The following is a 24450-nucleotide window of genomic DNA, read 5'->3' on the forward strand; positions in this document are numbered from 1 at the left end:
TGATAATCCCCTCCATGGGATTGGTACAGGTTACAAACGAATGACTTCCCTTTTGGCATGGCTGGCCAGTTCATTCTGAATACGTACACGGGCAGGCTCGAACAGCTCACGGCTGAACCGGTAAGCAGCGCCGGCACAGTCAACCCTCATCTCGCCATTGAGTAGCTCCCAAGGGAAAAATCCTTTGCTGATTGCCATTGTGGTCATCTGCAGACCGCACAGCATGATGGAGACCTCACCCTCGTCAGCCATGACACAGGGCACTACCTGAATACTTTCGGATCGTCCCGAGCTGAACCATGAGTTGAAAAACGCTTTTGCGTGTCCGCTATTCATGAGCGTATCGAATGAACGGCTGAACAGTTCACGGAGCTCGGATGACGGGAATCCATTCAAAAAAGGTGGGTGCCTCAAGTCGCGAAGACGACGAATCATGAACGTCGTATCGGCGATGATTGCGGTACGCTGCGCTCCGGCATCGCCCACGGATCTTCGGTAAGCCCCCAGCCACCCCCTCCAGTTGCGTTGCACCGACGTCTCGCCATCGGCGCGAAGCTGCGCATAGAGAAGGCAGTCCATAATGTCCTGCCGCAGACCGACATCAATGCCCTCATCGAAAGAGACCAGGCGGTTGCTGTGCAAAATGCTTTCATTGAGCGACATGGGCCACCTCCCCGAGCGACAGGGTCAGTGAAGGATCCTGCTTTAGCCGGGCGGTATGGAACACTTCGCGAAATGGCGCATAGACCTGATCCATCAACTGCATCGAGTAGACAGTCACCTCGACATTTCCCAGGATCTGTCCGGGCTCAATCTGCTTGAAAAGAAACTCCCCCGTCAGGGTCTGACGGGTCTTGAAATGCACCAGCGCAAGGTCAAGAGTGCGATCCGCAGTAACGAACCCCACTTGCAGTGCCAAGGTGCTTTGCCCTGCCCTGGTTCTGCGCGAAGGATCATTGCTGTCGGGCGGGGGGGCCTCGACGTGCATGGCCTGGCTTGCCAGCAGTTTTATCGCCGGCTGCGCATTCGCCAGTTGCATGAACGCTTCGGTTCGAGTCAGCGCCGAGCTCGAAACGGATGTGGAAAAGGCTCGAGCAGCAAGGCTCCAGACCGTATTCAGCGTCCCCTTCGCCAGTGGTTCGCTTACATGTTCACTCGCTTTCAAAGCCCAGCCAAAACGCAGCGCAGCGGCGAGCCAAACCTCTTTCCAACGTTCGAAATCGTTGAATCTTTCGTGCTTTCTGGACGCCGCCAGTTGGGTATACAGCATTGAATCCAGAATATCGTTTGGCCATTCAATCTGCTGCTCTTCGGGAAAGAACAGCAGACTGCCTGCGTTGACCACACGTCCTTTAAATACCTGTTCCATTCTCAGTTCCTTCTGAACGTTGCGGAAGCACGAGGCTTCCGCAAGCAAGAATCAGATATCAAATTCTTCGAGAGCATTTTTGGCGTTATCGCCCAGTTTCTTCTGAACCACATCGCGAACGCTGGCATAGACGCGAGTGTTGAGCACCAGGCTGTTTTCACCTTTATAGGTCTCGACATCCGAGCTCTGCCACTCCCAGAACATGACATTGGTCACACCTATGTTGCTGCTGAAGGCAACCGCGCCCATGGCCAGACTGACATCGCCATCGGCAGACTGGGCGCAGGCGGCGATACGGAAGTTACCGCCACGGTGGGTCTTGGTCTGGCGCTCGAAAAGACGCAGAGGCTCCTTCTTGGCGCTCAGGGTGGTAACGGCGTCCTTGGCCACTTTCAACATGGAGAGCGACGCGGATCCCGGCAGCGTTGCGGCGGCAATCGCCGAGCCCAGAATCTCCAGACCGACTTCATCCATCGTGAAACGTTGCTGCGTGGCGCGATAACGGGCATAGCTCCAGTTTGTCGAGAGCCAGCCAAGCGCCGACAGCACCTTGTTGAACAAGCCGTACCACAGATCACTCTGAAGTTCGGGATTGAATTTTTCGTTGGCGACCAATGTGGCGTAGAGCAAGGAGTCCATTACGTCATCCTTGTTCTGGCGCGATACACCCTCGGCAAATGCGATCAGGGTGCCCGCCGCTACCGCAGCCGCTGCGCCATTTTCACCCTCTTGAAGATCCGAAAGCGGACTTGCAGATGCCGAACGCGCAGCCAGCGCGTCAACATGCTCGACAAGCGAAAGGGAAGCGTCAGCCAGCTTATAGTTGGCCAGCCCTGCGAAGTCGACCTGGTCAATACTGTTCATGATTGTTTCGTTTTTCATTTCATTAGTCCTTTAATTCATGAAAGTCCTTGTGGACGCCAACGAGAATAACCAAACAATCAACCGGGCGTTCGGCTGACCGCAGCAGCAAAGAGCCCCGCTGATGATGAACATCAAATGGGTCAGTTGAAAAAACGCGACTCAGTCCATGAATCACAACCTACGACATATAAGGACTTATGAACTTTCACAGGACAGAAGAGGAAAACGACTACGTTGTCCATCGTTCAAGGGGAATACATTCATTCAGACCGGGGATTAAAAAACTTGCGAGATCGCAGCACACAGGCGGATAAGCTTCGGCGTTTTCCCACCTCCTTGTGGAAGAACGCCGACAGTCAGTTACATTATTTCGCCGGTTTGGCGCCGTACCAGCGTGGCGTGTAGACCCACAGCCCCCCCTCATTGCGAGGAAAGGTACAGGTCAGGGAAGAACCGATCAGAACCATGGTGCGCATGTCCACCTGCTCGGGCGTCAGCTCGCCCAGCGTGATGATGCGCAGGGTCTGACCCGGACGACCAATGTCACGGCCCAACGTGACCGGCGTTTCAGGCGTGCGGTGCTGACGCACGATCTCCAGCGCCCGGCCCAGTTGCCAAGGCCGCGAGCGGGAAATCGGGTTGTAGAACGCCAGCGCCAGATCAGCCTGACAGGCGAGGTCCAGACGCTTTTCGATGACGTCCCACGGCTTGAGATTGTCCGACAGCGACAGCACGCAGAAATCATGCCCCAGGGGTGCGCCGGCCTGAGCGGCAGTGGCGAGCGAGGCAGAAACGCCGGGCAGGATTTCCAGTTCGACGGCATGCCACTGCGAATTGTCTGACTCATGCAGCGCTTCGAGCACGGCCGAGGCCATGGCGAACACGCCGGGATCGCCCGACGACACCACCACGACCGAACGGCCTTGTGCCGCGAGCTCGAACGCATGGCGCGCACGCATCATCTCTTCGCGGTTATCGGTGCAGTGCAGCACCTGATCCGCACGAAACGGCCCGGCCATGCGCACGTAGGTTTCGTAACCCAGTACGTCATTGGCCCGCGCCAGCTCTGCCTTGACCGCTGGCACCATCAGGTCAGCAGCCCCCGGGCCGAGGCCGATCACAGCAAGACGCCCACGGCCACGACCGATATGGCTTACGTCCAGCGGTTCAGCTGCGACGGCGATGGCCATGCCCGGACGGCTCACGGGTGGCAGTAACTGCGGCACGGCGCTCATCGCCATGTGACTGGCCGAGCCTGCCGTGACAAAGCGCACCGGCACATCCAGCTCATCTGCCGCCTGATGCAGCAGCGCGTTGGCCATGTGTTGCTCACTTGCCAGCAGGCAAGCCAGAGACTGTTCGGCAATTCGAGCGTCACGCAGGGCCTGACGAACCTGCGACGCCATTTCAGGTGAACACTCGTCCACCGCCACCAGCACATTGCGCGGATAGATCAGCAGTTCGCTGGCCGACGGCTCACGCAGCCCGGAGCCAATGTGGATCGTCAGCTCTGCCTGCGGGTCTTCGGGCAGTTGCGCCTGAGCCAGCCAGGGCGCGTCGCCTTCGATGCGCACCTGTTCGCCGGATAGCAGATCGGACACGAAGCGCTTGCCCAGTTCCAGATCGCCCAAGGCATAGCCACTCGGCGGGTTGAGCAGGCAGGTGCCGAATCGCAGTTCGCCACTGGTGGTGATCGCCGGATTGACTGCAAGGCCTGCGGCAATCGTACGGGCCATGACGTTGACACCACCCAGCCCGCCCAGCAGCGGCACCACCGCGCTGCCGTCTTCGGCCACGGCCAGCACCGGCGGCTCGACGCCCTTCTCCAGCAGCAACGACGCCAGGGTACGAATCACGATGCCCGCCGCGCACAGCGCAATGATCGGGGTGTTCTCCCGATACAGCTGACGCACGGTGGCGCCAAACTCGGTGTAGGTGCTGTCCGCACCCTGCACCCGCTCGGCCAGACCGTGGACCACTGCATCGGGATACAGACGCTGGATACGTCGCGCGGTCGTCAGACTGCCGTTGCCAAGAATGATGATGGCTGGAGTGTTGTGTGCCATCAGCCTTGCCACCTGTCGCCGGGAACGATAATCAGCGAGAAATAGGGCGAGGACATCGGGTCGACCTGATCCAGCGGTACGATCTTCTGATTGGCCATGGTGGCCCGCTCGACGTACAGCGCGCGTTCGTGCATCCCCAGTTCGGTCAGCACTTCTCGCACCTTATGGAAGTTGCGGCCCAGCTTCATGATCACCGCTGCGTCGGCATCGGCCAGCTTGCGCTTCAGGTCGTCATGGGCGAGCACGCCAGACAGCACCGACAGGCTCTGATTGCGGTACACCAGCGGCGCACCCAGCACCGAAGCGCCACCCAGCATCGAGCAGACGCCCGGAATCACTTCAGCCTCATAACGCTCAGCCAGACGGTCATGCAGGTACATATAAGAGCCGTAGAAGAACGGGTCGCCTTCACAGATCACTGCCACGTCCCGGCCGGCATCCAGGTGCGCAGCGATCAGCAGGCTTGACTCGTCGTAGAAATCGCTGATGACTTTTTCGTACGACAGCGGCGCAGGCAGCGCTTCAGTGGTGACCGGGTAGACCAGCGGCATCAGCGTCTGCACCTCCTGAAGGTGCGCCTCAATGATGCCGAACGCGTTGCCTTTCTTGCCCTTGGCCACGAAATACGCGACCACCGGCGACTCGCGCAGCAGGCGTAGCGCCTTGACGGTGATCAGCTCCGGGTCGCCGGGGCCGACACCCAGACCGATCAATCGACCGCGTGCCTGCATCATTCGATCTCCGTGGCCAGTGCGTTGACGGCGGCCACGGCCATGGCGCTGCCGCCACGACGGCCCTGCATGATCACAAACGGCACCCCACGGCTGTCAGCGGCGAGCATGGCCTTGGATTCGGCAGCGCCGACAAAACCTACCGGGAAGCCAAGGATCAGCGCAGGCTTTGGCGCACCGGCGTCAAGCATTTCCAGCAGGTAGAACAGCGCTGTCGGCGCATTGCCGATGACCACCACGCTGCCTTCCAGATGCGGACGCCAACGTTCCAGGGCCACGGCGGAGCGGGTGTTGCCCAGCTCAAGCGCCATTTCCCGCACACCTTCGTCGTGCAGAGTGCAGATGATTTCGTTATTGGCAGGCAGGCGCGTGCGTGTGATGCCTTCGGAAACCATGCGCGCATCGCAGAGGATAGGTGCGCCTGCAGCCAGCGCATCACGCCCGGCCTTGCCGGCACCCGGAGAGAAGCGCAGGTCTTCGATGACCTCGACCATCCCGCAGGCGTGAATCACGCGCACCGCGAGTTTTTCCAGGTCGGCAGGGATCGTGTCCAGGCGCGCTTCGGCGCGAATGATCGAGAAGGAGTTGCGATAAATCTCCTGACCATCGCGGATGTAATCAATCATGCATGTTGCTCCGTGAGTCGGCGTTCAACAGCGCACCGACTGCTTCAATAGTGAGGTCACGCGCGCGCAGCACACCGAAACCGGCATGGGCTGCGTCGCGAAAATAAAGGTCATAACGGCCGGGCGAGACGGCCAGCAGGGTCACGGGTGCCACATGCGCCGCTGCGCAGGAGCGTCGGCAGCCCGTGAGGTGTACCGCCCGGCGGTCATACAAGCTCGTTGCCAGCAATCGGGCGTCAGCCTTGGTATCGGCCAGTCCCTTGCCACACCCGGCCGAACCGGTGCAGGCGACGAGGTGCGCCAGCGGCTGCCCGACCGAACCGATCAGGCCGGCAGTCTGCAACGCATCGAGAACATCCGGCCCTCGTTCGACCGTAACGTTGGGCACCATCAGGCTTTGCCAGGGCGTCAGGCGCAAAGAGCCGTCGCCCTGTTCCGTAGCCAGTCGCGCGACGGCCGACAGCATTCCGGCATCGAGACGTCCCAGCGGCACGGCAGCGCCAACCGCTACCAGGCCTGGATCAGCCTGTGGATAAATCCCGATGTGACGATCATGCAGGATGGCAGGACGTTGCCAGCCTGTAATTCCGGGTTCGACGCACAGGGCGACGTTCAAACGCGCCGAAAGCCGACTGAGAATTTCGTCGTTCGACACCTCGGCCAGCAGATGACGCATGCGAGTGTGTTCCGGGCGCGCCAGCTCAAGAAACAGCTCAAGCAACGCCACGACCAGCGCCTGACCATGGACTACAGGCACCGCGGCCAGAGGGTTGTCACGGGCCGGACAGCCTGCCAGACCGAACGCCAGCAGCACTTGGCCGTCATGCTCAAGCGCCGAAAGCCAGAGGTCGTGAGGATGCTCCAGCATCACCAGCGCTTCGCCAGCATCCAGAGAAATCGCGAACTTGGGCGACAGCTCATGAAAACGTGGATGCGTTTCCAGCGCCGCCAGAATCTGCGTCGCCAGCGGCCGGGCATCGAACAGCATCTGCGCGTCCAGCCCTGCGACCGGGCTGAGCATCAGGTTGCGCACATCGTCGCTGTCCGGATTTTCAGGGCCAAGACCTGCATCCATCAGCACGCGGATCAGTCCGTCATGGTCGTCGCCCACGCCGCGAATCTGCAGATTGGAGCGGTTAGTGGCTTCGATCACGCCCTGTGCATAGGTTCGCGCCGCATGGGCCACAGCCTGCGCCTGCGCGGCCAGCAGCACCCCGCCGGGCAGCTTGATCCGGCAGATGCCACCGTCCAGCGCCGGGACGATACGCAGCAACCCCGGACAGGCCGAGGGGCGTAGCGTTGCGCTGGATGTGCGAGCGGACTTCTGCTCGTTCAATGGATCACCTGGCAGGAACTGGCTGAACTGACTGAGACTGGCTGCAACCGTCCATGATTAGAGCACTTGTACCCCGTCGGGCGCGGTATTATGCCTGCTTTGTCCGCAGGCATGAAAAGGCGCTCTGTCGGAAGTTCGGATTGAGGGGTATGCATGTCGCCTTGGCTGACAGTCGTGGGAATCGGAGAAGACGGTTACAAAGGCCTGGGCAGGAACGCCCGGCACGCGCTGCTGCATGCCGATCAGGTGTTCGGCGGGCCACGCCAACTGGCCTTGCTGCCGCCTTGCATCCGCGCAGAACGTCGGACATGGCCGAGTCCTTTTTCACTGAATCCAGTGCTTGAACAGCGCGGTGCCGAAGTCTGCGTGCTGGCCAGCGGTGATCCGATGCTGTTTGGCGTCGGTGCCAGTCTGAGCCGTGTCGTAACCATCGATGAGATGCGTATCCTGCCTGCGCCGTCCTCCTATTCTCTGGCCGCAGCGCGGCTCGGCTGGCCATTGCAGGACGTGGTTACCCTGTCCGTCGTCGCACGCCCCGTCGCTGCGCTCAATGCACATATTCATCATGGCGTGCGCCTGTTGGTGCTGAGCAACGACGGCAGCAGCCCGGCAATCATTGCCGGGCTGCTGCGTGAGCGCGGTTTCGGCCCCAGTCACATGACCGTGCTGGAACACCTGGGTGGCGATGCAGAGCGGCGTGTAGACGGGCTGGCCAGCGAGTGGGGCAACCCCGACATTGCAGCGTTGAATCTGGTCGCTATCGATTGCCGCGCCGATGCCAACGCCACGCGCCTGACGACACTGGCAGGCTTGCCGGACAGTGCGTTCGAGCATGACGGCCAGTTGACCAAGCGTGATGTCAGAGCCATCACGCTGGCCCGTCTGGCACCGGTGCCGGGCGAACTGCTGTGGGACGTCGGTGCCGGTTGCGGCTCCATCGGCATTGAGTGGATGCGTGCCCACCCGACCTGCCGCACGCTGGCCATCGAGGCGGACGAAGGACGGCAGCAATTGATCGAATTCAATCGCGATGCGCTCGGCGTGCCGGGTCTGCAACTGGTGCGCGGCACAGCGCCTCAGGCCTTGGATGGTCTGGAACGGCCGGACGCGATTTTCATCGGTGGCGGTGTGACCCGCACCGGCGTGCTGGACACCTGCTGGGAGCAACTGCGCTCTGGCGGCAGGCTGGTCGCCAATGCCGTCACTCTGCAAAGCGAAACCGCATTGATGGCCTGGCGCGAGCGTCATGGCGGCGAACTGACCCGCATCCACGTCGCTCATGCCCAGCCGTTGGGCGAGTTCGACACCTGGCGTCAGGCCCTGCCGATCACTCTGCTGGAGGTGGTCAAACCCTGATGCGCGACGAGACCGCCGAACAACCCGCACCGCTGCGCAGCGGCCTGACCACAGGCAGTTGCGCAACCGCGACCAGCCTTGCGGCGGCCCGGTTGCTGCTCTGCGGGCAAGTGAACGATGCGGTCGAGATCGTGCTGCCCAAGGGCAAACAGGTTCAGATGCGTCTGGAATTCTGCCGCCGTGTGGACGATTACGCCGAAGCGGGCACACTCAAGGATGCAGGCGACGATCCTGATGTCACCCACGGCGCGCTGGTATTCGCCCGCGTCAGGCTTGAGTCTGCACCCGGTGTGCGCTTTGTGGCGGGCACCGGAGTGGGTACGGTGACTCGCCCCGGCCTGGTGCTGGGCGTCGGCGAGCCCGCCATCAACCCTGTTCCACGCCGCATGATGACCCAGCACTTGATGGGGCTGGCGGAGTCGCTGGGTTACGACGGTGGTTTCGAAGTCACGATCGGCGTCGAGGGTGGCGAAACACTGGCGCTCAAGACGATGAACCCGCGTTTGGGGATTCTCGGCGGGCTGTCGATTCTGGGCACCAGCGGTATCGTCCGGCCGTTTTCCTGCGCGGCCTATATCGCGTCAATTCATCAGGGTATCGATGTGGCATTCACCAACGGCTACGCGCACATCGCCGCCTGCACCGGCAACGCCAGCGAAGACACGATGCGCCGGGTCTACAACATTCCAGACATCGCCCTGATCGAAATGGGCGACTTCGTCGGCGCGGTGCTCAAACATCTGCGCAAGGTGCCTGTGACCCGGCTCAGCCTGTGCGGAGGCTTCGGCAAGATCAGCAAACTCGCCGCCGGGCACATGGACCTGCACAGTCGGCATTCCAGCATCGACCTGCCCCAACTCGCCCTGTGGGCGGCAGATGTCGGGGCCGATGCTGCGCTGCAACAGCAGATACGCGACGCCAACACCAGTCAGCAGGCCTTGGCAATGAGTACTGCAGTGGGTGTGCAGCTGGGAGATGCCGTATGCCGGCACGCCCTGAATTTCGCCCGCAGCGTGGTGCCCGCCAGCGTACAGGTCGAGGTGTTTGCCATTGATCGTCAGGGCGGCATCGTCGGGCATGCTGGCGTTGCCTCACGTGGAGAGACCCTATGAACCGCATTCTGTTACTGGGTGGCATTACCGAAGCCCTGGCCATCGCCCGAACCCTGGGGCCTGAGCACATTTACAGCCTGGCGGGCGTCGGTCGGGTGCCGACCGATCTGAAGTGCCAACTGAAAGTCGGCGGGTATGGCGGCGCCGAAGGCATGGCGCAGTACATGCGCGAGCAAGGCGTCGACCTGCTGCTGGACGCGACGCACCCTTATGCCGCGCAAATCAGCCACAACGCCGCACTCGCCGCAAATAGCGCCGGTATCCCCTGCTGGGCCTTGCGCCGCACCGCGTGGACAGCCGGACCCGGCGATGACTGGCGCGAAGTGGCTAACTGGTCGGAACTGGTCGCGGCACTGGCACCCTTCAAGCGTCCGTTCTTCACCCTGGGCCGCGAGCCGCTGCAACATCTGGAAGAGATTCCCGAACACCAGTTCTGGACCCTTCGCGCACTGGACAGCTATCCCGGCAACGAGCGTTGCGACGTCATCGGCGCCCGCGGCCCCTTCCAGCTGGAAGATGAACGACAGTTGTTCGAGCAACGCCAGATCGATGTGCTGATCAGCAAGAACAGCGGTAGCGATTCCACCGAACCCAAACTCGACATTGCGCGCGAACGCGGCGTGCCGGTGCTGATCCTGAAACGGCCTGAATTGCCGGAAGTGGATCGGGTATTCCGGACTGTGGATGAGGTGTTGCGAGCGCTTGAGTCATGACGGGGCTGAGCACCGATGCGGGTTTCATGCAGCCTTGCAGCGACCGGGCCCACGTCTCGCCGATTCGGCCATAGCACACTTCTATTGGACACACGCCCTACCCTGCCCGATCATTCCCGGCATACCGCAACACCCCTCCCAAGGAGCACCCTGCCATGAGCAAGCCAAAGCGGCCTAACAAGGCCAAATCCATCGTCGCCCAACCGTTGTTCCGAAGCCGACAGGAACGACCCGCCAAGGGCAAAGGCAGCTACCGCCGCGAAGCCTTCCAGTCTAAAAGCTGGGAGGCTTCTTCCGTTATAGCGGCCTGATATCAAGCGACATCTCCGGGGCGCTTTTGGATGCTTGGCCGTGTTATGGTCTGCACCTAACGGTAATACCCTTGGACTCAAGCATGCCTTCTTGTTTTACCCATCGCCCGCAGTTGCGCCAACTCATCGCCGCCTCCAGCCTTGTCGCATTGGTAGCTTGCGCAGAAAAACCCACTGCAGCCGATGCCACGCCTCTCCAAGCCGCCAAAGCCCAGACCGCCGCTCCGGCCGTTGCGCCCACACCTGCATTGGTTGTCGATGATTCCCTGACCATTCAACCCGCTGTCAGCTTCGCTGAATGGCAGGCGGGCTTCCGCGCTCAGGCGCTGAAGGCCGGGATCCGCGCGGACGTCTTTGATCAGGCATTTGCCGGGGTCACGCCGGACATGAGCGTCGTCAAGGCAGACCGCAGCCAGCCCGAGTTCAGCCGCCCGGTGTGGGAATATCTGGATGGCGCGATTTCCGCCGCCCGAGTGCGCAAGGGTCAGGCACTGCTTTCGCAATACGCCGATGATCTGCAGAAGATCGAGCAGCAGTACGGCGTAGACCGTCAGACACTGGTCGCGGTGTGGGGCATGGAAAGCAACTTCGGGCAGCTTCAGGGTTCGCAGTCAGTCATCCGCTCGCTGGCAACGCTGGCCTATGAAGGCCGCCGTCCGGGCTTTGCACAGAGCCAATTGCTCGCCGCACTGGAAATCCTTCAGCATGGCGATATCACGCCAGACAGAATGCTGGGCTCCTGGGCTGGCGCGATGGGCCAGACCCAGTTCATCCCGACCACGTACAACACGCACGCCGTTGACTTCGATGGCGACGGCCGCCGTGACATCTGGAACACGCCAGCCGACGCTCTTGCCTCCACTGCGCATTACCTGCAAAGCTCCGGCTGGCAGCGCGGTCAGCCATGGGGCTTTGAGGTTGTTCTGAGTTCAGGTTTCGATTACGCACTGGCCGACTCGACGACTCGCAAGAGCTTGGCCGAATGGCAGCAATTGGGTTTGAAACAGCCTGACGGTTCGGCGATTCCGGTCGCGGCCAGTCAACAACAGGCAGCGCTGCTGTTGCCCGCTGGCTATCGTGGCCCTGCGTTCCTGGTGCTGGATAACTTCCGCGCGATCCTGAAGTACAACAACTCGACCTCCTATGCCTTGGCGATCAGTCTGCTTTCGGACCGGTTCAAGGGTGCAGGCTATGTCGTGGGCAGTTGGCCACGCGGAGACGTGCCACTGAGCCGCTCCGAACGCATCGAGCTGCAAACCCTGCTCTCCGCCCGTCAGTACGACGCAGGCGCGCCAGATGGCATCATCGGTGCCAACACACGCAAGGCCATCCGCAGCGCTCAACAATCATTCGGCTGGCCCGCCGATGGTTACCCGACGCATGAATTGCTGAACAACCTGCGCAAGCCTTAAAAAGGTGACGCAGAGCGTCACGGGCTGTATGTCCAGACAGAACGTGGGCACGATCACCACGCCTTACACCGATCGTTCCCATGCTCCGCGTGGGAATGCCTCTCAGGACGTTACGCGTTCCGGATCGCAGGCCCACTCAATGGTCCCGAAATAAAAAAGGCCAGGTATCGCTACCTGGCCTTTTGGTGTTGCTGCGTACCGTCAGAGCATCGCCTTGGCGATCTTGGCCTGCTCGTCAGCGTGGTACGAAGAACGTACCAGCGGGCCTGAGGCAACGTTCTTGAAGCCCATCTTGTAACCTTCCTCGGCGAACCAGGCGAAGACATCAGGGTGCACAAAGCGCTGTACGGGCAAATGGTTACGCGAAGGCTGCAGGTACTGACCCAGCGTCAGCATGTCGATGTCGTGCTCGCGCATGCGCTGCATGACTTCGATGACTTCCTCGTCGGTCTCGCCCAGACCCAGCATCAGGCCGGACTTGGTCGGTACGTGCGGGACCATCTGCTTGAAGCGTTGCAGCAGGGTCAGCGACCACTGGTAATCCGAACCCGGACGCGCAGCCTTGTAAAGGCGCGGCACGGTTTCCAGGTTGTGGTTGAACACATCAGGTGGCTCGGCGGCGGTGATTTCCAGCGCCACGTCCATGCGACCACGGTAATCCGGCACCAGCGTCTCGAGCTGAACGCCCGGCGACAGCTTGCGGATTTCGCGGATGCAGTCGGCAAAGTGCTGAGCGCCACCGTCACGCAGATCGTCGCGGTCAACCGAGGTGATCACAACGTATTTCAGACGCAAGTCGGCAATCGCGACGGCCAGGTTCATCGGCTCATCGGTGTCCAGCGCCTTCGGACGGCCATGACCCACGTCACAGAACGGGCAGCGACGGGTGCAGATATCGCCCATGATCATGAACGTCGCGGTACCGCCGGAGAAGCACTCGCCCAGGTTCGGGCAGGACGCTTCTTCGCAAACGCTGTGCAGCTTGTGTTTGCGCAGCAGTTGCTTGATACGGTCGACTTCCGGGGAAACCGGAATGCGTACACGAATCCAGTCAGGCTTTTTCGGCAGATCGACGGTCGGAATGATCTTCACCGGAATGCGCGCAACCTTCTCCGCGCCGCGCAGCTTCACGCCGGCTTCGACTTTCGGACGGGCCACACGCTCGGATACGTCGAGCGCCGGGATCAGGGTTTGCACGGTTTCAGTCATATTCGTTTATTCCGCCCGTTAGGGTCGCCTGCTCAGCGTAGTCGAGGTGTCTGACGAGCTGCGCGCGCAGTCGGGCACTTACCTCGGAAAATTCTATCTGCTCTGCGTGATCGCTCAGTTGGGTCATCGCCAGCCCGGCGTAGCCACACGGGTTGATGCGGCGGAACGGCTCAAGGTCCATGTCGACGTTCAGCGCCAGACCATGAAACGAGCAACCGTTGCGAATGCGCAAACCCAGCGATGCGATCTTTGCGCCATCCACATACACGCCCGGTGCATCCGCCTTGGCGGCTGCCGTCACCCCATAGCTGTTCAGCAGGGCGATGAGCGTGTTCTCGATCCGGGTCACCAGATCGCGCACGCCAAAACCGAGACGCCTGACATCCAGCATCAGGTACGCCACCAGTTGGCCCGGGCCATGATAAGTCACTTGGCCGCCACGATCGACCTGTACGACAGGAATATTGCCCGGCAGCAGCAGATGCTCTGCCTTGCCGGACTGTCCCTGGGTAAAAACAGGAGGATGCTGCACCAGCCAGACTTCGTCCGCCGCGTCTTTGCCGCGGCCATCGGTGAAGCGCTGCATGGCATGCCAGGCGGTTTCGTAATCCATCATACCCAGATCGCGAAACCCCAGAGCGTCGCCCATCAGAGCACCATGTGCACGACACCCGTAGCGCGCAGAGCACTATTGATATCGCGCAACTGGTCTTCGCCCGTGGCGACGATATGCAGTTGTACGGTGGTGTACTTGCCGTTGCTGCTCTGACGCTCGGCGAGCGTCTTGATGTCGATCTTGGCATGTCTGCTCAAGACCTCGATCACGGCATCGGTGAAGCCGACACTGGTGTCACCGATCACTTTGATCGGGTAGTCAGCGCAGGGGAATTCGATTTTGTGCGACTTGACGTCGGTATCTGTCATGGCAGTAAAGGTCTCACAAGCCGTGACGACGGACACGCGGCCCGCTCAGATCATGAGCAGGCCGCGAGAAGGTCGGCATTGATTACTAATAAGGTCAGTTGAACAAGCCGTAGAAGAACAGGCGGATGCTATCCCACACGCGGCGGAAAATGCCACCTTCCTCCACAGGCTCCAGCGCAATCAGATTAGCGGTGTGAACCACCTTGTCTTCCATCTTCACTTCGACCTTGCCGATCACGTCGCCCTTGGCGATTGGCGCAACCAGTTGCGGGTTCATGGTCATGCTGGCAGACAGCTTCTTCATGTCGCCTTTTGGCATGGTCATGCTCAGGTCTTCAGCCAGACCGGCCTTGACCTGACGCGCCGTACCTTTCCAGACCGGAGCCTGGGCCAGTTCGGTGCCCTTCTGGTAGAAGTTCTGGGTTTCGAAGAAGCGGAAACCGTAAGTCAGCAGCTTCTGGGTTTCGGCAGCACGGGCCTGCTCGCTGTTGGTACCGAATACCACGGCAATCAGGCGCATGCCGTCACGAACGGCGGAAGACACCATGCAGTAGCCTGCTTCTTCGGTGTGGCCGGTTTTCAGACCGTCAACGGTCTTGTCGCGCCACAGCAACAGGTTGCGGTTGGGCTGTTTGATGCCGTTCCAGAAGAACTCTTTCTGCGAGTAGATCGCGTAGTGAGCCGGGTCTTCGTGAATGATCGCGCGAGCCAGCTTGGCCATGTCGTGAGCCGACGAGTAATGGTCGGGGTTCGGCAGACCGGTCGGGTTCATGAAGTGGCTATTGGTCATGCCCAGATCGCCAGCCGTCTTGTTCATCATGTCGGCGAACGCGTCTTCGCTGCCGGCGATGTGCTCGGAAATCGCGACGCTGGCGTCGTTACCGGACTGGATGATGATGCCGTGCAGCAGATCGCTGACGGTCACCTGGCTGCCCACCTTGATGAACATCCGCGAACCGCCTGTCCGCCAGGCGTTTTCACTGATGGTCACCGGATCGTTCTCGCCGATCTGGCCACGGCGGATTTCCAGGGTCGCGATGTACGCGGTCATCAGCTTGGTCAGGCTTGCAGGCGCCAGACGCTGATCGCCATTGTTCTCGACCAGGACGTTGCCACTGGTGGCATCCATCAGCACATACGACTTGGCGGCCAGTTGCGGCGCGGCCGGTGTCATCTGTTCTGCGGCCCAGGCAGCCGGAGTGATTATCAGGGGTACAAGCAGGCACAAACGTTTTGCAAAGGTGGTGATGTTCATCCGTCTCTCGAAAATGCTAATGGGCAAACATGCCCTTGCGGGCAAAGCTGAACAGACCGGCGAAGCGAAAACGCTTCGGTACGGCTCGTGGCGCCAGGCTGTAACCCTGGCTGACAAAGTCGTCTGTTCGACACACGACCTCGTGGGCAGTCACCGGCAACGCCTGCCAATGGCAATGCGCGAAGCCTGCAACTGCAACTCGCTCTCCACCGCTGCCGGAGAGCGACTGTCATAAAATCCGTTACTGGTCCGATGTCACCACGCTCGGCTGACCGAGGTTGGCCGACCGGACGCTGTCCTGCAATTGCTGGGCTTCACCCGGCGTGCCGACGGGTCCCATCCTGACGCGATAAAGCGTCTGCTGATTGCGGGCTATCGAGCTCACGAAAACCGGCGCTCGAACCATCCCGCTCAGCTTCGATCTCAGGAGCTCCGCAGCGTCCGGGTTCGCGAAGGCTCCGACCTGGAGAAATAGCCCAGCGGCTTGTCCTGAATCGTTTTTTTTTGCGTCAACCTGAACCGGCACGACGGGAGCAGCATGTTGCTGAGGGGGCGGTGTGTATTGCTCGACCGTCCCGGTGGAGGTGCTCAGCGCGGGCGGTGTCGCCTGTGCCATCACTTGCGGCTGATTGAGCATCAGCGGCGCAGGACGGCCGCGCTGCGCCCACCATTCCTGTGGATCAATACCTTCGACCTTGACGCGCGCGGTGCCGCTTTCGGCATAACCCAGCTTCTTGGCCGCCGCGTAGGACAGGTCGATGATGCGATCCGAATAGAACGGACCACGGTCGTTGACCCGCAGAATCACGGTGCGGTTGTTGTCCAGGTTGGTCACCTTGACGTAGCTGGGCAGCGGCAGCGTCTTGTGCGCCGCGCTCATGCCGTACAGGTCATAGACTTCGCCGTTGGCGGTGTTCTGACCATGAAACTTGGTGCCGTACCAGGACGCCGTACCCGACGCGACGTAGCGCTTGGACTCACTCATCGGAAAGTAGGTCTTGCCCAGCACGGTATAAGGGTTGGCCTTGTAGGGACCGGTGTGCAGGGTCGGCGTGGCATCCGGGATGCGTGAGACATCCACGTCCCACCATGGCGCGCCGTCCTTGTGGGCACGGTTGATGTCCAGACCGGGCATGGAGCGCACCACCGCGCCGCCTTTTGGCGACTGCTGTGTGGTGCGTGAAGGGGAAGAGCAACTGGCGACCAACAGGGCCAGCCCTGCAAAACCCAGCAACTTCAACGATGTACGAATCGGCAATGCCCGCATTACTTGACGCCTCGAGCTTGAACCAACGATTCAGACAGCTGATACACGGCCATGGCGTACATCACACTGCGGTTATAACGGGTGATTGCATAAAAATTATTCAGACCCATCCAGTATTCGGGACCATTGTCGCCTTCAAGGCGAAACGCTGTCACCGGCATGTCGTCGCGCAGCGCATCATGACTCGCCCAGCCCAGGCCTCGCAACTCCCCGACAGACATGACCGGATCAAGCCCCGGACTCAACCCTTCGTCGACGCGGTCGCCACGGGCATCGGCCCGGCTGACGACCTGCTGTCCGCCCACCCAGCCGTGGCGCTTGAAGTAGCTGGCCACACTGCCGATGGCATCATCAGGATCGGTCCAGATGTTGATATGGCCATCACCGTCGAAGTCCACGGCGTAGGCACGAAAGCTGCTCGGCATGAATTGCGGCAGCCCCATGGCGCCAGCATAGGAACCCTTCAGGGTCAGCGGATCGACCTGTTGTTCACGCGCCAGCAGCAGAAACTCTCTCAGCTCCTTGCGGAAGAACGGTGCCCGGGGCGGATAGTCGAAGCCCAGCGTCGACAGCGCATCGATCACGCGGTAGTTGCCGGTGTTGCGACCGAAGAAGGTTTCGACGCCGATGATCGACACAATGATCTGCGCCGGAACGCCGTATTCCTGCTCGGCACGCGCCAGTGCGGCCTCATGCTGACGCCAGAAATCGACGCCGCGGGCAATGCGCGTGTCCGTGATGAACATCGGGCGGTAGTCTTTCCACTGCTTGACGCGCTCGGCAGGACGGGAGATGGCATCGAGAATCGCCTGCTTGCGCTCGACTTCCCGGAACAACCCCATCAACTGCTCGCCGGCAAAACCGTGGTCACGGGTCATCTCGCCGACGAATTCGGCCACTTGAGGTGAGCCATCGTAATCACCGGCAATGGCCTCCTGCACCGATCCAAGGATGCCCACCAGGCCGACCACCGGAGCATATCGAGCCCAGTTACGCATTGCTTGCATTGAGTTGTTCACCTTAATCAAACCTGAGCGATCCATTTACGATGCGTATGGATCGACATCAAAACCCCAAACGCTGACAGTAGGGTCACGAGCGAAGTTCCGCCGTAACTAATGAAGGGCAGCGGGACACCTACAACCGGCAGCAGGCCACTGACCATACCGATGTTGACGAAAACGTAAACAAAAAACGTCATGGTTAGCGCACCGGCAAGCAACTTTCCGAACAATGTCTGTGCCTGGGCGGTAATGACCAGCCCCCGACCGATCAACAGCATATAGATGATCAGAAGCGCACAGATGCCCACCAGCCCGAACTCTTCGCCCAGAACCGCAATGATGAAGTCGGTATGGCTCTCCGGCAGGAAGTCCAGGTGCGACTGGGTGCCCAGCAGCCAGCCCTTGCCGAAGACACCGCCCGAACCGATGGCTGCCTTGGACTGGATGATGTTCCAGCCGGTGCCCAGTGGATCGCTTTCCGGGTCGAGAAAGGTCAGCACGCGCTGTTTCTGATAGTCGTGCATGAAGAAAAACCACATGGCGACCGCCGCCGGCACGGCTGCGGCCAGTACGCTGATGATCCAGCGCCAGCGCAGGCCGGCCATGAACAGCACGAAGGCACCCGACGCCAGAATCAGCAGCGAGGTGCCGAGGTCAGGCTGGCGCACAATCAGAATGAACGGCACACCGATCAACGCCAGGCTGACCACCACATGCTTGAGATGCGGCGGCAGCGTGCGCTTGGAGAGGTACCAGGCAATGGTCGCCGGCATGATGATCTTGAGAAACTCCGAGGGCTGGAAGCGGATGACTCCGGGAATGTTGATCCACCGGGTCGCTCCCATGGCGTTGTGCCCCATGACGTCCACCACCACCAGCAACAGCACCCCGAGCACATACAGGACCGGCACCCAGCGGGCCATGAATCTGGGCTCCAGCTGGGCGATGATCACCATCGCCACCAGACCGATGCCGAAAGAACTGGCCTGCTTGATCAGCAGGTCCCAGTTCTTGCCGCTTGCGGAATACAGAACGAACAGGCTGCCCGCAGCCAGGGTCAGCAGCAGGATCAGCAGTGGGCCGTCGATGTGAATGCGCTGCAGAAAGGTAGCGCGGCGGCGCATCACGTCTTCGCTGGACAGGATGCGGTCGAAATTACTCTTCACGGGCCGCAGCCTCCAGATTCATGGAATCGGCGTACTCAGGCTTGAGCTGGCCGTTCTCGTCGAGCAGCCAGGCATCCATCACCTGACGAACAACAGGTGCCGCCACGCCGGAGCCGGACTCGCCGTTCTCCACCATCACTGCGACTACGATTTTCGGATTGTCGGCGGGCGCAAAGCCGACGAACAGGGCGTGGTCACGATGCCGCTCCTGAACCTTGGTGCGGTCGTACTTTTCGCCCTGCTTGATTGCAACGACCTGTGCAGTACCGCTTTTGCCCGCGATGCGGTATTGCGCACCGATAGCGGCCTTTCGCGCCGTACCACGCGCGCCGTGCATGACTTCCTGCATGCCGTGGTTGACCCTGGCCCAGTTGGCCGGGTCGCGCAGAATGATATTCGGCATCGGGTTCTCGTCCACCGGCGGCTTGCCTTCGATGGTTCTGGCCAGATGCGGCCGGTTCCACACGCCCTTGTTGGCCACCAGCGCAGTCGCCTGAGCCAGTTGCAGCGGCGTGGCCTGCATGTAGCCCTGGCCGATGCCGAGAATCAGGGTCTCGCCCGGGAACCAGGCCTGACGGCGGGTGGCTCGCTTCCAGTCGCGGGACGGCATCAGGCCTGCGGACTCTTCGAACATGTCCAGCGAGACTTTCTGGCCGATGCCGAACTTGTTCATGTAGGCGGAAAGCCGATCGATGCCCAGCTTGTGAGCCAGGTCGTAAAAATAGGTGTCATTGGAGCGCATGATCGCAGTGTCCAGATCGACCCAGCCGTCACCCGTACGATTCCAGTTCCGGTATTTGTGGTCATAATTGGGCAACTGGTAGAAGCCCGGATCGAACACCCGTGAACCGGGCGTCACGACACCGGCATCAAGACCGGCAATGGCGACGGCAGGCTTGATAGTCGAACCCGGCGGATAGAGGCCTCGCAGAATCCGGTTGAACAGCGGCCGGTCGATGGAATCGCGCAGCTCGGCGTAGGCCTTGAAGCTGATACCGGTCACGAACAGGTTAGGGTCGAAGCTTGGTGCGCTGACCATAGCCAGCACTTCGCCGGTTTTCGGGTCCAGCGCCACGACTGCGCCACGGCGCCCGCCCAACGCAGCCTCGGCCGCTTCCTGCAGATTGATGTCCAGGCTCAGGACGATGTCCTTGCCGGGAATCGGATCGGTACGCTTGAGGACCCGCAACACGCGGCCGCGGGCGTTGGTCTCGACCTCCTCGTAACCGACCTGACCGTGAAGCTCGGGCTCGTAGAAACGCTCGATGCCCGTCTTGCCTATATGGTGGGTGCCACTGTAATTGACCGGATCGAGGCTCTTGAGCTCTTTCTCGTTGATCCGGCCCATATAGCCGACCGAATGCGCGAAATGTGGCCCTTGCGGGTAGTGCCGGACCAGTTGCGCCACGACCTCGACGCCCGGCAGGCGGAACTGGTTGACCGCAATCAGGGCAATCTGCTCTTCAGTCAGTTCGAACAGAACTGGGACAGGCTCAAATGGACGCCGTCCCTGCTTCATGCGTTTTTCGAAAATGATCCGGTCGTCAGGCGTGAGCTGCAGAATCTCGACGATGGTGTCCAGCACTGCCGACCAGTCGCCCGAGCGCTCGCGCGTGACCGAGAGGCTGAAACTGGGCCGGTTGTCCGCCACCACAACGCCGTTACGGTCGTAGATCAGGCCACGGCTGGGCGGAATCGGCTGGACGTGAACCCGATTGTTTTCCGAGAGCGTCGAGTGGTAGTCGTACTGAATGACCTGCAGGAAATACAGCCGGGCAATCAGTACACACACCAGCAACACGACCGCCACAGCACCGAACACGACCCTGCCGCGCACCAGGCGTGCGTCTTTCTCATGGTCTTTGAGGCGGATCGGTTGAGACATTTAGGCCGTATTCACAGTAAAAACGATGCTACTTGTGATAAGGGTGCCCGGACAGAACGGTCCAGGCGCGATACATCTGCTCACCGATCAGGATACGCACCAGCGGATGCGGCAAGGTCAGCGGCGATAGCGACCAGCGCTGCTCGCTGCGGGCACAGACTTCCGGCGCCAGCCCCTCGGGACCGCCCACCATCAGATTGACCGTGCGTGCATCCAGACGCCAGCGATCAAGTTCGACCGCCAGCTGTTCGGTGCTCCACGGCTTGCCCTGCACTTCCAGCGTGACAATGCGCTCGCCCGGCTGGACCTTCGCCAGCATCGCTTCGCCTTCCTGACGGATAAAGCGCGCGACGTCGGCGTTCTTGCCACGGGTATTGAGCGGAATTTCCACCAGTTCAAGCGCAAGCTCGGACGGCATCCGCTTGGCATATTCATGCCAACCTTCTTCCACCCACTTGGGCATGCGCGAACCAACGGCGATCAGACGCAAACGCACGATAATGCCTTATTCGTTACCCGGAGTGTGGTGCGCAGCGCTGGCAGCGCGGCTTTGCTCGGCACCCTGCCACAGACGTTCCAGGTCATAGAACTGGCGTGCGGCGGCAGTCATCACGTGAACGATAACGTCGCCCAGGTCCAGCAGGACCCAATCGCTGTCGCCCTTGCCTTCTTCGCTCAGCGGCATGAGACCGGCAGCCTTGACCTTCTCGCGAACGCTGTCGACCAGTGCATTGAGCTGGCGGTTGGACGTACCGGTGCAGATCAGCATGTAGTCGGCGATGCTGGTCTTGTCACGCACATCGATGGACAGAATGTCTGCGCCCTTGACGTCTTCCAGTGCGGCGGTTGCCACGGCGACGACTTCTTCACTGCTCATTTTTTGCTTTGTCATATAAAACTCATTCAGCTCGTATGTGTGGGAGCGCCCAAACGCTTATCTGTAAAAAGCAGTTTCAGGGCGACCCATCCGTGTTCGGCGCACGGTAAAGCCCGTGCGCATCGATATAGGCCAGTACCGCGTCTGGCACCAGAAAACGTACCGACTTACCGCTGGCCAGCAGTTGACGGATCTGGGTGGCAGACACCGATAAAGGCGTCTGCCAGACGAATGTAATGTTGCCGCCCGGCCCTTTCAGGGCTTTCGGATCGCTGACTGCGCGTGCCGCCAGCAGATTGCGCATGGCATCCGGCGACTCGCTGTCCGCGTCCGGGCGTTGCAGCACCACGATATGGCAGTGCTCCAGCAATTCTTCCCACCGATGCCAGGAGGGCAGCCCGCAAAAGGCATCCCAACCCAGCAACAGGAACAACTGGTCCCGAGGCGCCAGTTCGGCGCGCATCGATTCCAGGGTGTCGAGGGTATACGACGGTTTGTCCCGTTTCAGTTCACGGTCATCCACCGTCAAGGGTGACACGCCTTGCACTGCGCTGCGGACCATCGCCAGACGATCCTCAGCCGTGACACTCGGCATGTCGCGATGCGGAGGCCTGGCGCTGGGCGTCAGGCGCAACTCATCGAGTTCCAGCAGTTCAGCCACTTCCAGCGCACCGCGCAAATGGCCGATATGAACCGGATCGAACGTGCCCCCAAGCATGCCGATACGTCTGGGCAGCGTTGTCATGGGCTCGCTCAAGTCAGGCTTGTCCGCGCAGCTGACCGTCACCGATCACGATGTACTTCTCGCAGGTCAGCCCTTCCAGGCCCACCGGTCCGCGGGCGTGCAGCTTATCAGTAGAAATGCCGATCTCGGCACCCAGCCCGTATTCGAAGCCGTCGGCAAAGGAGGTCGGCGCATTGACCATCACCGAACTCGAGTCGACTTCCGCCATGAACCGGCGCGTCTGACCCTGATGATCGGAAACGATGGCATCGCTGTGATGCGAGCCGTAATGGTTGATGTGCTCGATCGCCTCATCCAGACCGGTGACGACACGAATCGACAGGATCGCCGCCAGGTACTCGGTGTGCCAGTCCTCTTCGGTTGCCGCCACGACGTCGATCAGCTCGCGGGTGCGCTCGCAACCACGCAGCTCGACGCCCTTTTCGCGAAACTGCGCAGCCATCGGCGGCAGAAACTCGGCGGCAACCGTCTGATCGACCAGAAGGGTTTCCATCGCGCCGCAGATACCGTAGCGATAGGTCTTGGCGTTGAACGCGATCTTCTGCGCCTTCGCCAGATCGGCATGGGCACTCACGTAAACGTGACAGATGCCGTCCAGATGCTTGATGACCGGCACACGGGCGTCACGGCTGACGCGCTCGATCAAACCCTTGCCGCCACGCGGGACGATGACGTCCACGTATTCAGGCATGGTGATCAGCGCACCCACGGCAGCGCGGTCAGTGGTTTCGACCACTTGCACCACAGCCGCGGGCAGCCCGGCATCAGCCAGACCGCGCTCGATGCAGGCAGCAATTGCGCGATTGGAATGAATGGCCTCGGAACCGCCACGCAGGATGGTCGCGTTACCCGACTTCAGGCACAGGCTGGCCGCATCGATGGTCACGTTCGGACGCGACTCGTAAATGATGCCCACAACGCCCAGAGGCACGCGCATCTTGCCGACCTGGATACCGGACGGCCGATAACTCATGTCACGAATCGCGCCGACCGGATCCGGCAGACCGGCGACCTGACGCAACCCGACGATCATGCCGTCGATGCGGGCGGGGGTCAGGGCCAGACGCTCCAGCATGGCCGGCTCGAGACCGTTGGCCTGACCGTTGGCCAGGTCCAGCGCATTGGCGGCGGACAACTCGGCACGCGCTTCGTCCAGAGCGGCGGCAGTGGCCAGCAAGGCGCGGTTTTTCTGCGCGGTGCTGGCACGGCCGATCACTCGCGAAGCTTCGCGGGCGGCGCGACCCAGACGGGTCATGTAGTCAAGAACGGACTCAGTCATGGTCTCAGTGGTCTTGGCAGAGAGGAAAGCGGCCGATTATAGCTGTCGTGCCGCTCGAACGACAGCGCAGACAGGCGGATGGTCGATAACAGTGCGCACTTTTCTGCAACTGTCGCCATTTGCAACGGTCGAGATGCCGCCATGACGTGCATCAGGCGCGTCTGGGTCCAGTCACTTTCAGAAACAACAAAGTCAGCCGTCATGACACATTCAGCTGCAATTCAAGCAGCGCTTGTTATTATCGGCAGCCACCTTTTTCAGTTGCCAGCCTATGCCGACCGCACTTCCCGACAGCTTTTTTCATCGCGATGCCCAGACCCTGGCGCGCGAGCTGCTGGGCAAGGTCATCCGGCACAAGGTCGGCGAGCTGTGGCTCGCCGCGCGCATCATCGAAACTGAAGCCTACTATTGCGCCGAGAAAGGCAGCCACGCTTCGTTGGGCTACACCGAGAAACGCAAGGCACTGTTTCTCGAAGGCGGGCACATTTACATGTATTACGCCCGGGGCGGCGACTCACTGAACTTCAGTGCCGAAGGGCCGGGCAACGCGGTGCTGATCAAGTCGGCGTACCCCTGGACCGACTCGCACAGCGATGAAAATGCGCTGGCGCAAATGCAGCTGAACAACCCTGATGCCAGCGGTGCCATTCGCCCACCACAGCGACTGTGTGCAGGCCAGACGCTGCTGTGCAAGGCGCTGGGACTGAAAGTGCCGATGTGGGACGCAAAGCGTTTCGACCCACTGAGGCTGCTGGTCGAGGATGTCGGCGAGCACCCGACCCGCATCATCCAGACCACTCGACTCGGCATTCCCGCCGGGCGCGACGAGCACCTGATGTACCGCTTCGTCGATGCCGATTACGCCCGTTTCTGTACGCGGAACCCTCTCAGACGCGGTCAGGTCGAAGGCCGCGACTACTTACTTCTCGATCAAGGAAACTGA

General features: G+C 61.0%; 26 protein-coding genes. 6 read left to right on the top strand and 20 right to left on the bottom strand.

The features are described 5' to 3' along the window. Positions 1-30 precede the first annotated feature (30 nt). From JTJ32_RS21035 to cobG, 7 genes are all read right to left on the bottom strand, one after another. On the bottom strand, positions 31-663 hold the full coding sequence (locus JTJ32_RS21035; protein ID WP_210043188.1) for a hypothetical protein: 633 nt from the start codon (positions 661-663) through the stop codon (positions 31-33). Next, on the bottom strand, positions 650-1417 hold the full coding sequence (locus JTJ32_RS21040; protein WP_236059387.1) for a hypothetical protein: 768 nt from the start codon (positions 1415-1417) through the stop codon (positions 650-652). The genes JTJ32_RS21035 and JTJ32_RS21040 overlap by 14 nt, the downstream gene beginning before the upstream one ends. A 3-nt stretch (positions 1418-1420) precedes the next feature. Next, a complete protein-coding gene (locus JTJ32_RS21045) occupies positions 1421-2251 on the bottom strand; it encodes a hypothetical protein (RefSeq protein WP_210043189.1) in 831 nt (276 codons plus the stop codon). A 347-nt stretch (positions 2252-2598) separates the two neighbouring features. Continuing rightward, the gene (gene cobJ, locus JTJ32_RS21050) at positions 2599-4299 is read right to left on the bottom strand and encodes a precorrin-3B C(17)-methyltransferase (RefSeq protein WP_210043191.1); all 1701 of its coding nucleotides are present in this window, start codon (positions 4297-4299) and stop codon (positions 2599-2601) included. Next, complete coding sequence (locus JTJ32_RS21055) at positions 4299-5030, bottom strand: precorrin-2 C(20)-methyltransferase (protein ID WP_210043237.1); 732 nt, start codon at positions 5028-5030, stop codon at positions 4299-4301. The genes cobJ and JTJ32_RS21055 overlap by 1 nt, the downstream gene beginning before the upstream one ends. Beyond that, positions 5030-5656, bottom strand: coding sequence for a precorrin-8X methylmutase (locus tag JTJ32_RS21060; protein ID WP_099227085.1), 627 nt, complete (start codon positions 5654-5656; stop codon positions 5030-5032). Before JTJ32_RS21060 ends, JTJ32_RS21055 begins: the two co-directional genes overlap by 1 nt. Further along, entirely contained in the window at positions 5649-6992 is a 1344-nt protein-coding gene (cobG, locus tag JTJ32_RS21065) for a precorrin-3B synthase (protein WP_210043193.1), read from the bottom strand. The genes JTJ32_RS21060 and cobG overlap by 8 nt, the downstream gene beginning before the upstream one ends. Positions 6993-7145: 153 nt before the next feature. Here cobG and cbiE point away from each other — a divergent pair, with 153 nt between their 5' ends. From cbiE to JTJ32_RS21090, 5 genes are all read left to right on the top strand, one after another. Continuing rightward, positions 7146-8348 carry a precorrin-6y C5,15-methyltransferase (decarboxylating) subunit CbiE gene (cbiE, locus tag JTJ32_RS21070; RefSeq protein WP_210043195.1) on the top strand — a complete coding sequence of 401 codons (1203 nt, stop codon included), beginning with the start codon at positions 7146-7148 and terminating at the stop codon, positions 8346-8348. Further along, on the top strand, positions 8348-9460 hold the full coding sequence (locus tag JTJ32_RS21075; RefSeq protein ID WP_210043196.1) for a cobalt-precorrin-5B (C(1))-methyltransferase: 1113 nt from the start codon (positions 8348-8350) through the stop codon (positions 9458-9460). Before cbiE ends, JTJ32_RS21075 begins: the two co-directional genes overlap by 1 nt. Beyond that, positions 9457-10173: a cobalt-precorrin-6A reductase gene (locus tag JTJ32_RS21080; RefSeq protein WP_210043197.1), complete on the top strand. Its 717-nt coding sequence runs from the start codon at positions 9457-9459 to the stop codon at positions 10171-10173. The genes JTJ32_RS21075 and JTJ32_RS21080 overlap by 4 nt, the downstream gene beginning before the upstream one ends. A gap of 155 nt (positions 10174-10328) precedes the next feature. Further along, a complete protein-coding gene (gene arfA / locus JTJ32_RS21085; protein WP_099227090.1) occupies positions 10329-10484 on the top strand; it encodes an alternative ribosome rescue factor ArfA in 156 nt (51 codons plus the stop codon). A gap of 83 nt (positions 10485-10567) precedes the next feature. Beyond that, complete coding sequence (locus JTJ32_RS21090; protein ID WP_099227091.1) at positions 10568-11896, top strand: lytic murein transglycosylase; 1329 nt, start codon at positions 10568-10570, stop codon at positions 11894-11896. Between the two features lie 201 nt (positions 11897-12097). Here the strand turns inward: JTJ32_RS21090 and lipA are convergent, their stop codons facing one another. The 13 genes from lipA to JTJ32_RS21155 form a co-directional block, all read right to left on the bottom strand. Beyond that, a complete protein-coding gene (gene lipA, locus JTJ32_RS21095; protein WP_099227092.1) occupies positions 12098-13105 on the bottom strand; it encodes a lipoyl synthase in 1008 nt (335 codons plus the stop codon). Further along, on the bottom strand, positions 13098-13754 hold the full coding sequence (lipB, locus tag JTJ32_RS21100; protein WP_099227093.1) for a lipoyl(octanoyl) transferase LipB: 657 nt from the start codon (positions 13752-13754) through the stop codon (positions 13098-13100). Before lipB ends, lipA begins: the two co-directional genes overlap by 8 nt. Then, positions 13754-14029 carry a DUF493 domain-containing protein gene (locus JTJ32_RS21105; RefSeq protein WP_004885838.1) on the bottom strand — a complete coding sequence of 92 codons (276 nt, stop codon included), beginning with the start codon at positions 14027-14029 and terminating at the stop codon, positions 13754-13756. The genes lipB and JTJ32_RS21105 overlap by 1 nt, the downstream gene beginning before the upstream one ends. Positions 14030-14123: 94 nt before the next feature. Further along, positions 14124-15284, bottom strand: coding sequence for a D-alanyl-D-alanine carboxypeptidase family protein (locus tag JTJ32_RS21110; protein ID WP_099227094.1), 1161 nt, complete (start codon positions 15282-15284; stop codon positions 14124-14126). Positions 15285-15300: 16 nt separating this feature from the next. Continuing rightward, the gene (locus tag JTJ32_RS21115; RefSeq protein ID WP_180274272.1) at positions 15301-15438 is read right to left on the bottom strand and encodes a hypothetical protein; all 138 of its coding nucleotides are present in this window, start codon (positions 15436-15438) and stop codon (positions 15301-15303) included. Between the two features lie 87 nt (positions 15439-15525). Beyond that, positions 15526-16551, bottom strand: a complete 1026-nt coding sequence (locus tag JTJ32_RS21120; protein WP_210043198.1) for a septal ring lytic transglycosylase RlpA family protein — start codon at positions 16549-16551, stop codon at positions 15526-15528. Next, positions 16551-17570: a lytic murein transglycosylase B gene (mltB, locus tag JTJ32_RS21125; RefSeq protein ID WP_371321857.1), complete on the bottom strand. Its 1020-nt coding sequence runs from the start codon at positions 17568-17570 to the stop codon at positions 16551-16553. The genes JTJ32_RS21120 and mltB overlap by 1 nt, the downstream gene beginning before the upstream one ends. Before the next feature lie 5 nt (positions 17571-17575). Then, positions 17576-18679 (bottom strand): rod shape-determining protein RodA, encoded by a 1104-nt coding sequence (rodA, locus tag JTJ32_RS21130; protein ID WP_167378066.1) that lies wholly within the window; start codon positions 18677-18679, stop codon positions 17576-17578. A 31-nt stretch (positions 18680-18710) separates the two neighbouring features. Continuing rightward, on the bottom strand, positions 18711-20606 hold the full coding sequence (mrdA, locus tag JTJ32_RS21135; RefSeq protein WP_099227098.1) for a penicillin-binding protein 2: 1896 nt from the start codon (positions 20604-20606) through the stop codon (positions 18711-18713). A 28-nt stretch (positions 20607-20634) separates the two neighbouring features. After that, positions 20635-21102, bottom strand: a complete 468-nt coding sequence (rlmH, locus tag JTJ32_RS21140) for a 23S rRNA (pseudouridine(1915)-N(3))-methyltransferase RlmH (RefSeq protein ID WP_003313894.1) — start codon at positions 21100-21102, stop codon at positions 20635-20637. 9 nt (positions 21103-21111) lie between these two features. Beyond that, entirely contained in the window at positions 21112-21498 is a 387-nt protein-coding gene (gene rsfS, locus JTJ32_RS21145; protein WP_004885856.1) for a ribosome silencing factor, read from the bottom strand. A 61-nt stretch (positions 21499-21559) separates the two neighbouring features. After that, positions 21560-22219, bottom strand: coding sequence for a nicotinate-nucleotide adenylyltransferase (nadD, locus tag JTJ32_RS21150; RefSeq protein WP_184323570.1), 660 nt, complete (start codon positions 22217-22219; stop codon positions 21560-21562). A 22-nt stretch (positions 22220-22241) separates the two neighbouring features. After that, positions 22242-23507 (bottom strand): glutamate-5-semialdehyde dehydrogenase, encoded by a 1266-nt coding sequence (locus JTJ32_RS21155; RefSeq protein WP_210043199.1) that lies wholly within the window; start codon positions 23505-23507, stop codon positions 22242-22244. A 271-nt stretch (positions 23508-23778) separates the two neighbouring features. On the opposite strand from JTJ32_RS21155, the gene JTJ32_RS21160 reads away from it, so the two are divergent. Next, positions 23779-24450, top strand: coding sequence for a DNA-3-methyladenine glycosylase (locus JTJ32_RS21160; RefSeq protein WP_184323527.1), 672 nt, complete (start codon positions 23779-23781; stop codon positions 24448-24450).

The organism is Pseudomonas alliivorans (assembly GCF_017826695.1).
In the GTDB taxonomy this organism is placed as follows: domain Bacteria; phylum Pseudomonadota; class Gammaproteobacteria; order Pseudomonadales; family Pseudomonadaceae; genus Aquipseudomonas; species Aquipseudomonas alliivorans.

Coding starts and splice junctions, on each gene's coding strand:
- JTJ32_RS21035 (WP_210043188.1), bottom strand. CDS start 663: ATGTCGCTCAATGAAAGCATTTTGCACAGCAACCGCCTGGTCTCTTTC.
- JTJ32_RS21045 (WP_210043189.1), bottom strand. CDS start 2,251: ATGAAAAACGAAACAATCATGAACAGTATTGACCAGGTCGACTTCGCA.
- cobJ (WP_210043191.1), bottom strand. CDS start 4,299: ATGGCACACAACACTCCAGCCATCATCATTCTTGGCAACGGCAGTCTG.
- JTJ32_RS21055 (WP_210043237.1), bottom strand. CDS start 5,030: ATGCAGGCACGCGGTCGATTGATCGGTCTGGGTGTCGGCCCCGGCGAC.
- JTJ32_RS21060 (WP_099227085.1), bottom strand. CDS start 5,656: ATGATTGATTACATCCGCGATGGTCAGGAGATTTATCGCAACTCCTTC.
- cbiE (WP_210043195.1), top strand. CDS start 7,146: ATGTCGCCTTGGCTGACAGTCGTGGGAATCGGAGAAGACGGTTACAAA.
- JTJ32_RS21075 (WP_210043196.1), top strand. CDS start 8,348: ATGCGCGACGAGACCGCCGAACAACCCGCACCGCTGCGCAGCGGCCTG.
- JTJ32_RS21080 (WP_210043197.1), top strand. CDS start 9,457: ATGAACCGCATTCTGTTACTGGGTGGCATTACCGAAGCCCTGGCCATC.
- arfA (WP_099227090.1), top strand. CDS start 10,329: ATGAGCAAGCCAAAGCGGCCTAACAAGGCCAAATCCATCGTCGCCCAA.
- JTJ32_RS21090 (WP_099227091.1), top strand. CDS start 10,568: ATGCCTTCTTGTTTTACCCATCGCCCGCAGTTGCGCCAACTCATCGCC.
- lipA (WP_099227092.1), bottom strand. CDS start 13,105: ATGACTGAAACCGTGCAAACCCTGATCCCGGCGCTCGACGTATCCGAG.
- lipB (WP_099227093.1), bottom strand. CDS start 13,754: ATGGGCGACGCTCTGGGGTTTCGCGATCTGGGTATGATGGATTACGAA.
- JTJ32_RS21105 (WP_004885838.1), bottom strand. CDS start 14,029: ATGACAGATACCGACGTCAAGTCGCACAAAATCGAATTCCCCTGCGCT.
- JTJ32_RS21110 (WP_099227094.1), bottom strand. CDS start 15,284: ATGAACATCACCACCTTTGCAAAACGTTTGTGCCTGCTTGTACCCCTG.
- JTJ32_RS21120 (WP_210043198.1), bottom strand. CDS start 16,551: ATGCGGGCATTGCCGATTCGTACATCGTTGAAGTTGCTGGGTTTTGCA.
- rodA (WP_167378066.1), bottom strand. CDS start 18,679: ATGCGCCGCCGCGCTACCTTTCTGCAGCGCATTCACATCGACGGCCCA.
- mrdA (WP_099227098.1), bottom strand. CDS start 20,606: ATGTCTCAACCGATCCGCCTCAAAGACCATGAGAAAGACGCACGCCTG.
- rsfS (WP_004885856.1), bottom strand. CDS start 21,498: ATGACAAAGCAAAAAATGAGCAGTGAAGAAGTCGTCGCCGTGGCAACC.
- JTJ32_RS21155 (WP_210043199.1), bottom strand. CDS start 23,507: ATGACTGAGTCCGTTCTTGACTACATGACCCGTCTGGGTCGCGCCGCC.
- JTJ32_RS21160 (WP_184323527.1), top strand. CDS start 23,779: ATGCCGACCGCACTTCCCGACAGCTTTTTTCATCGCGATGCCCAGACC.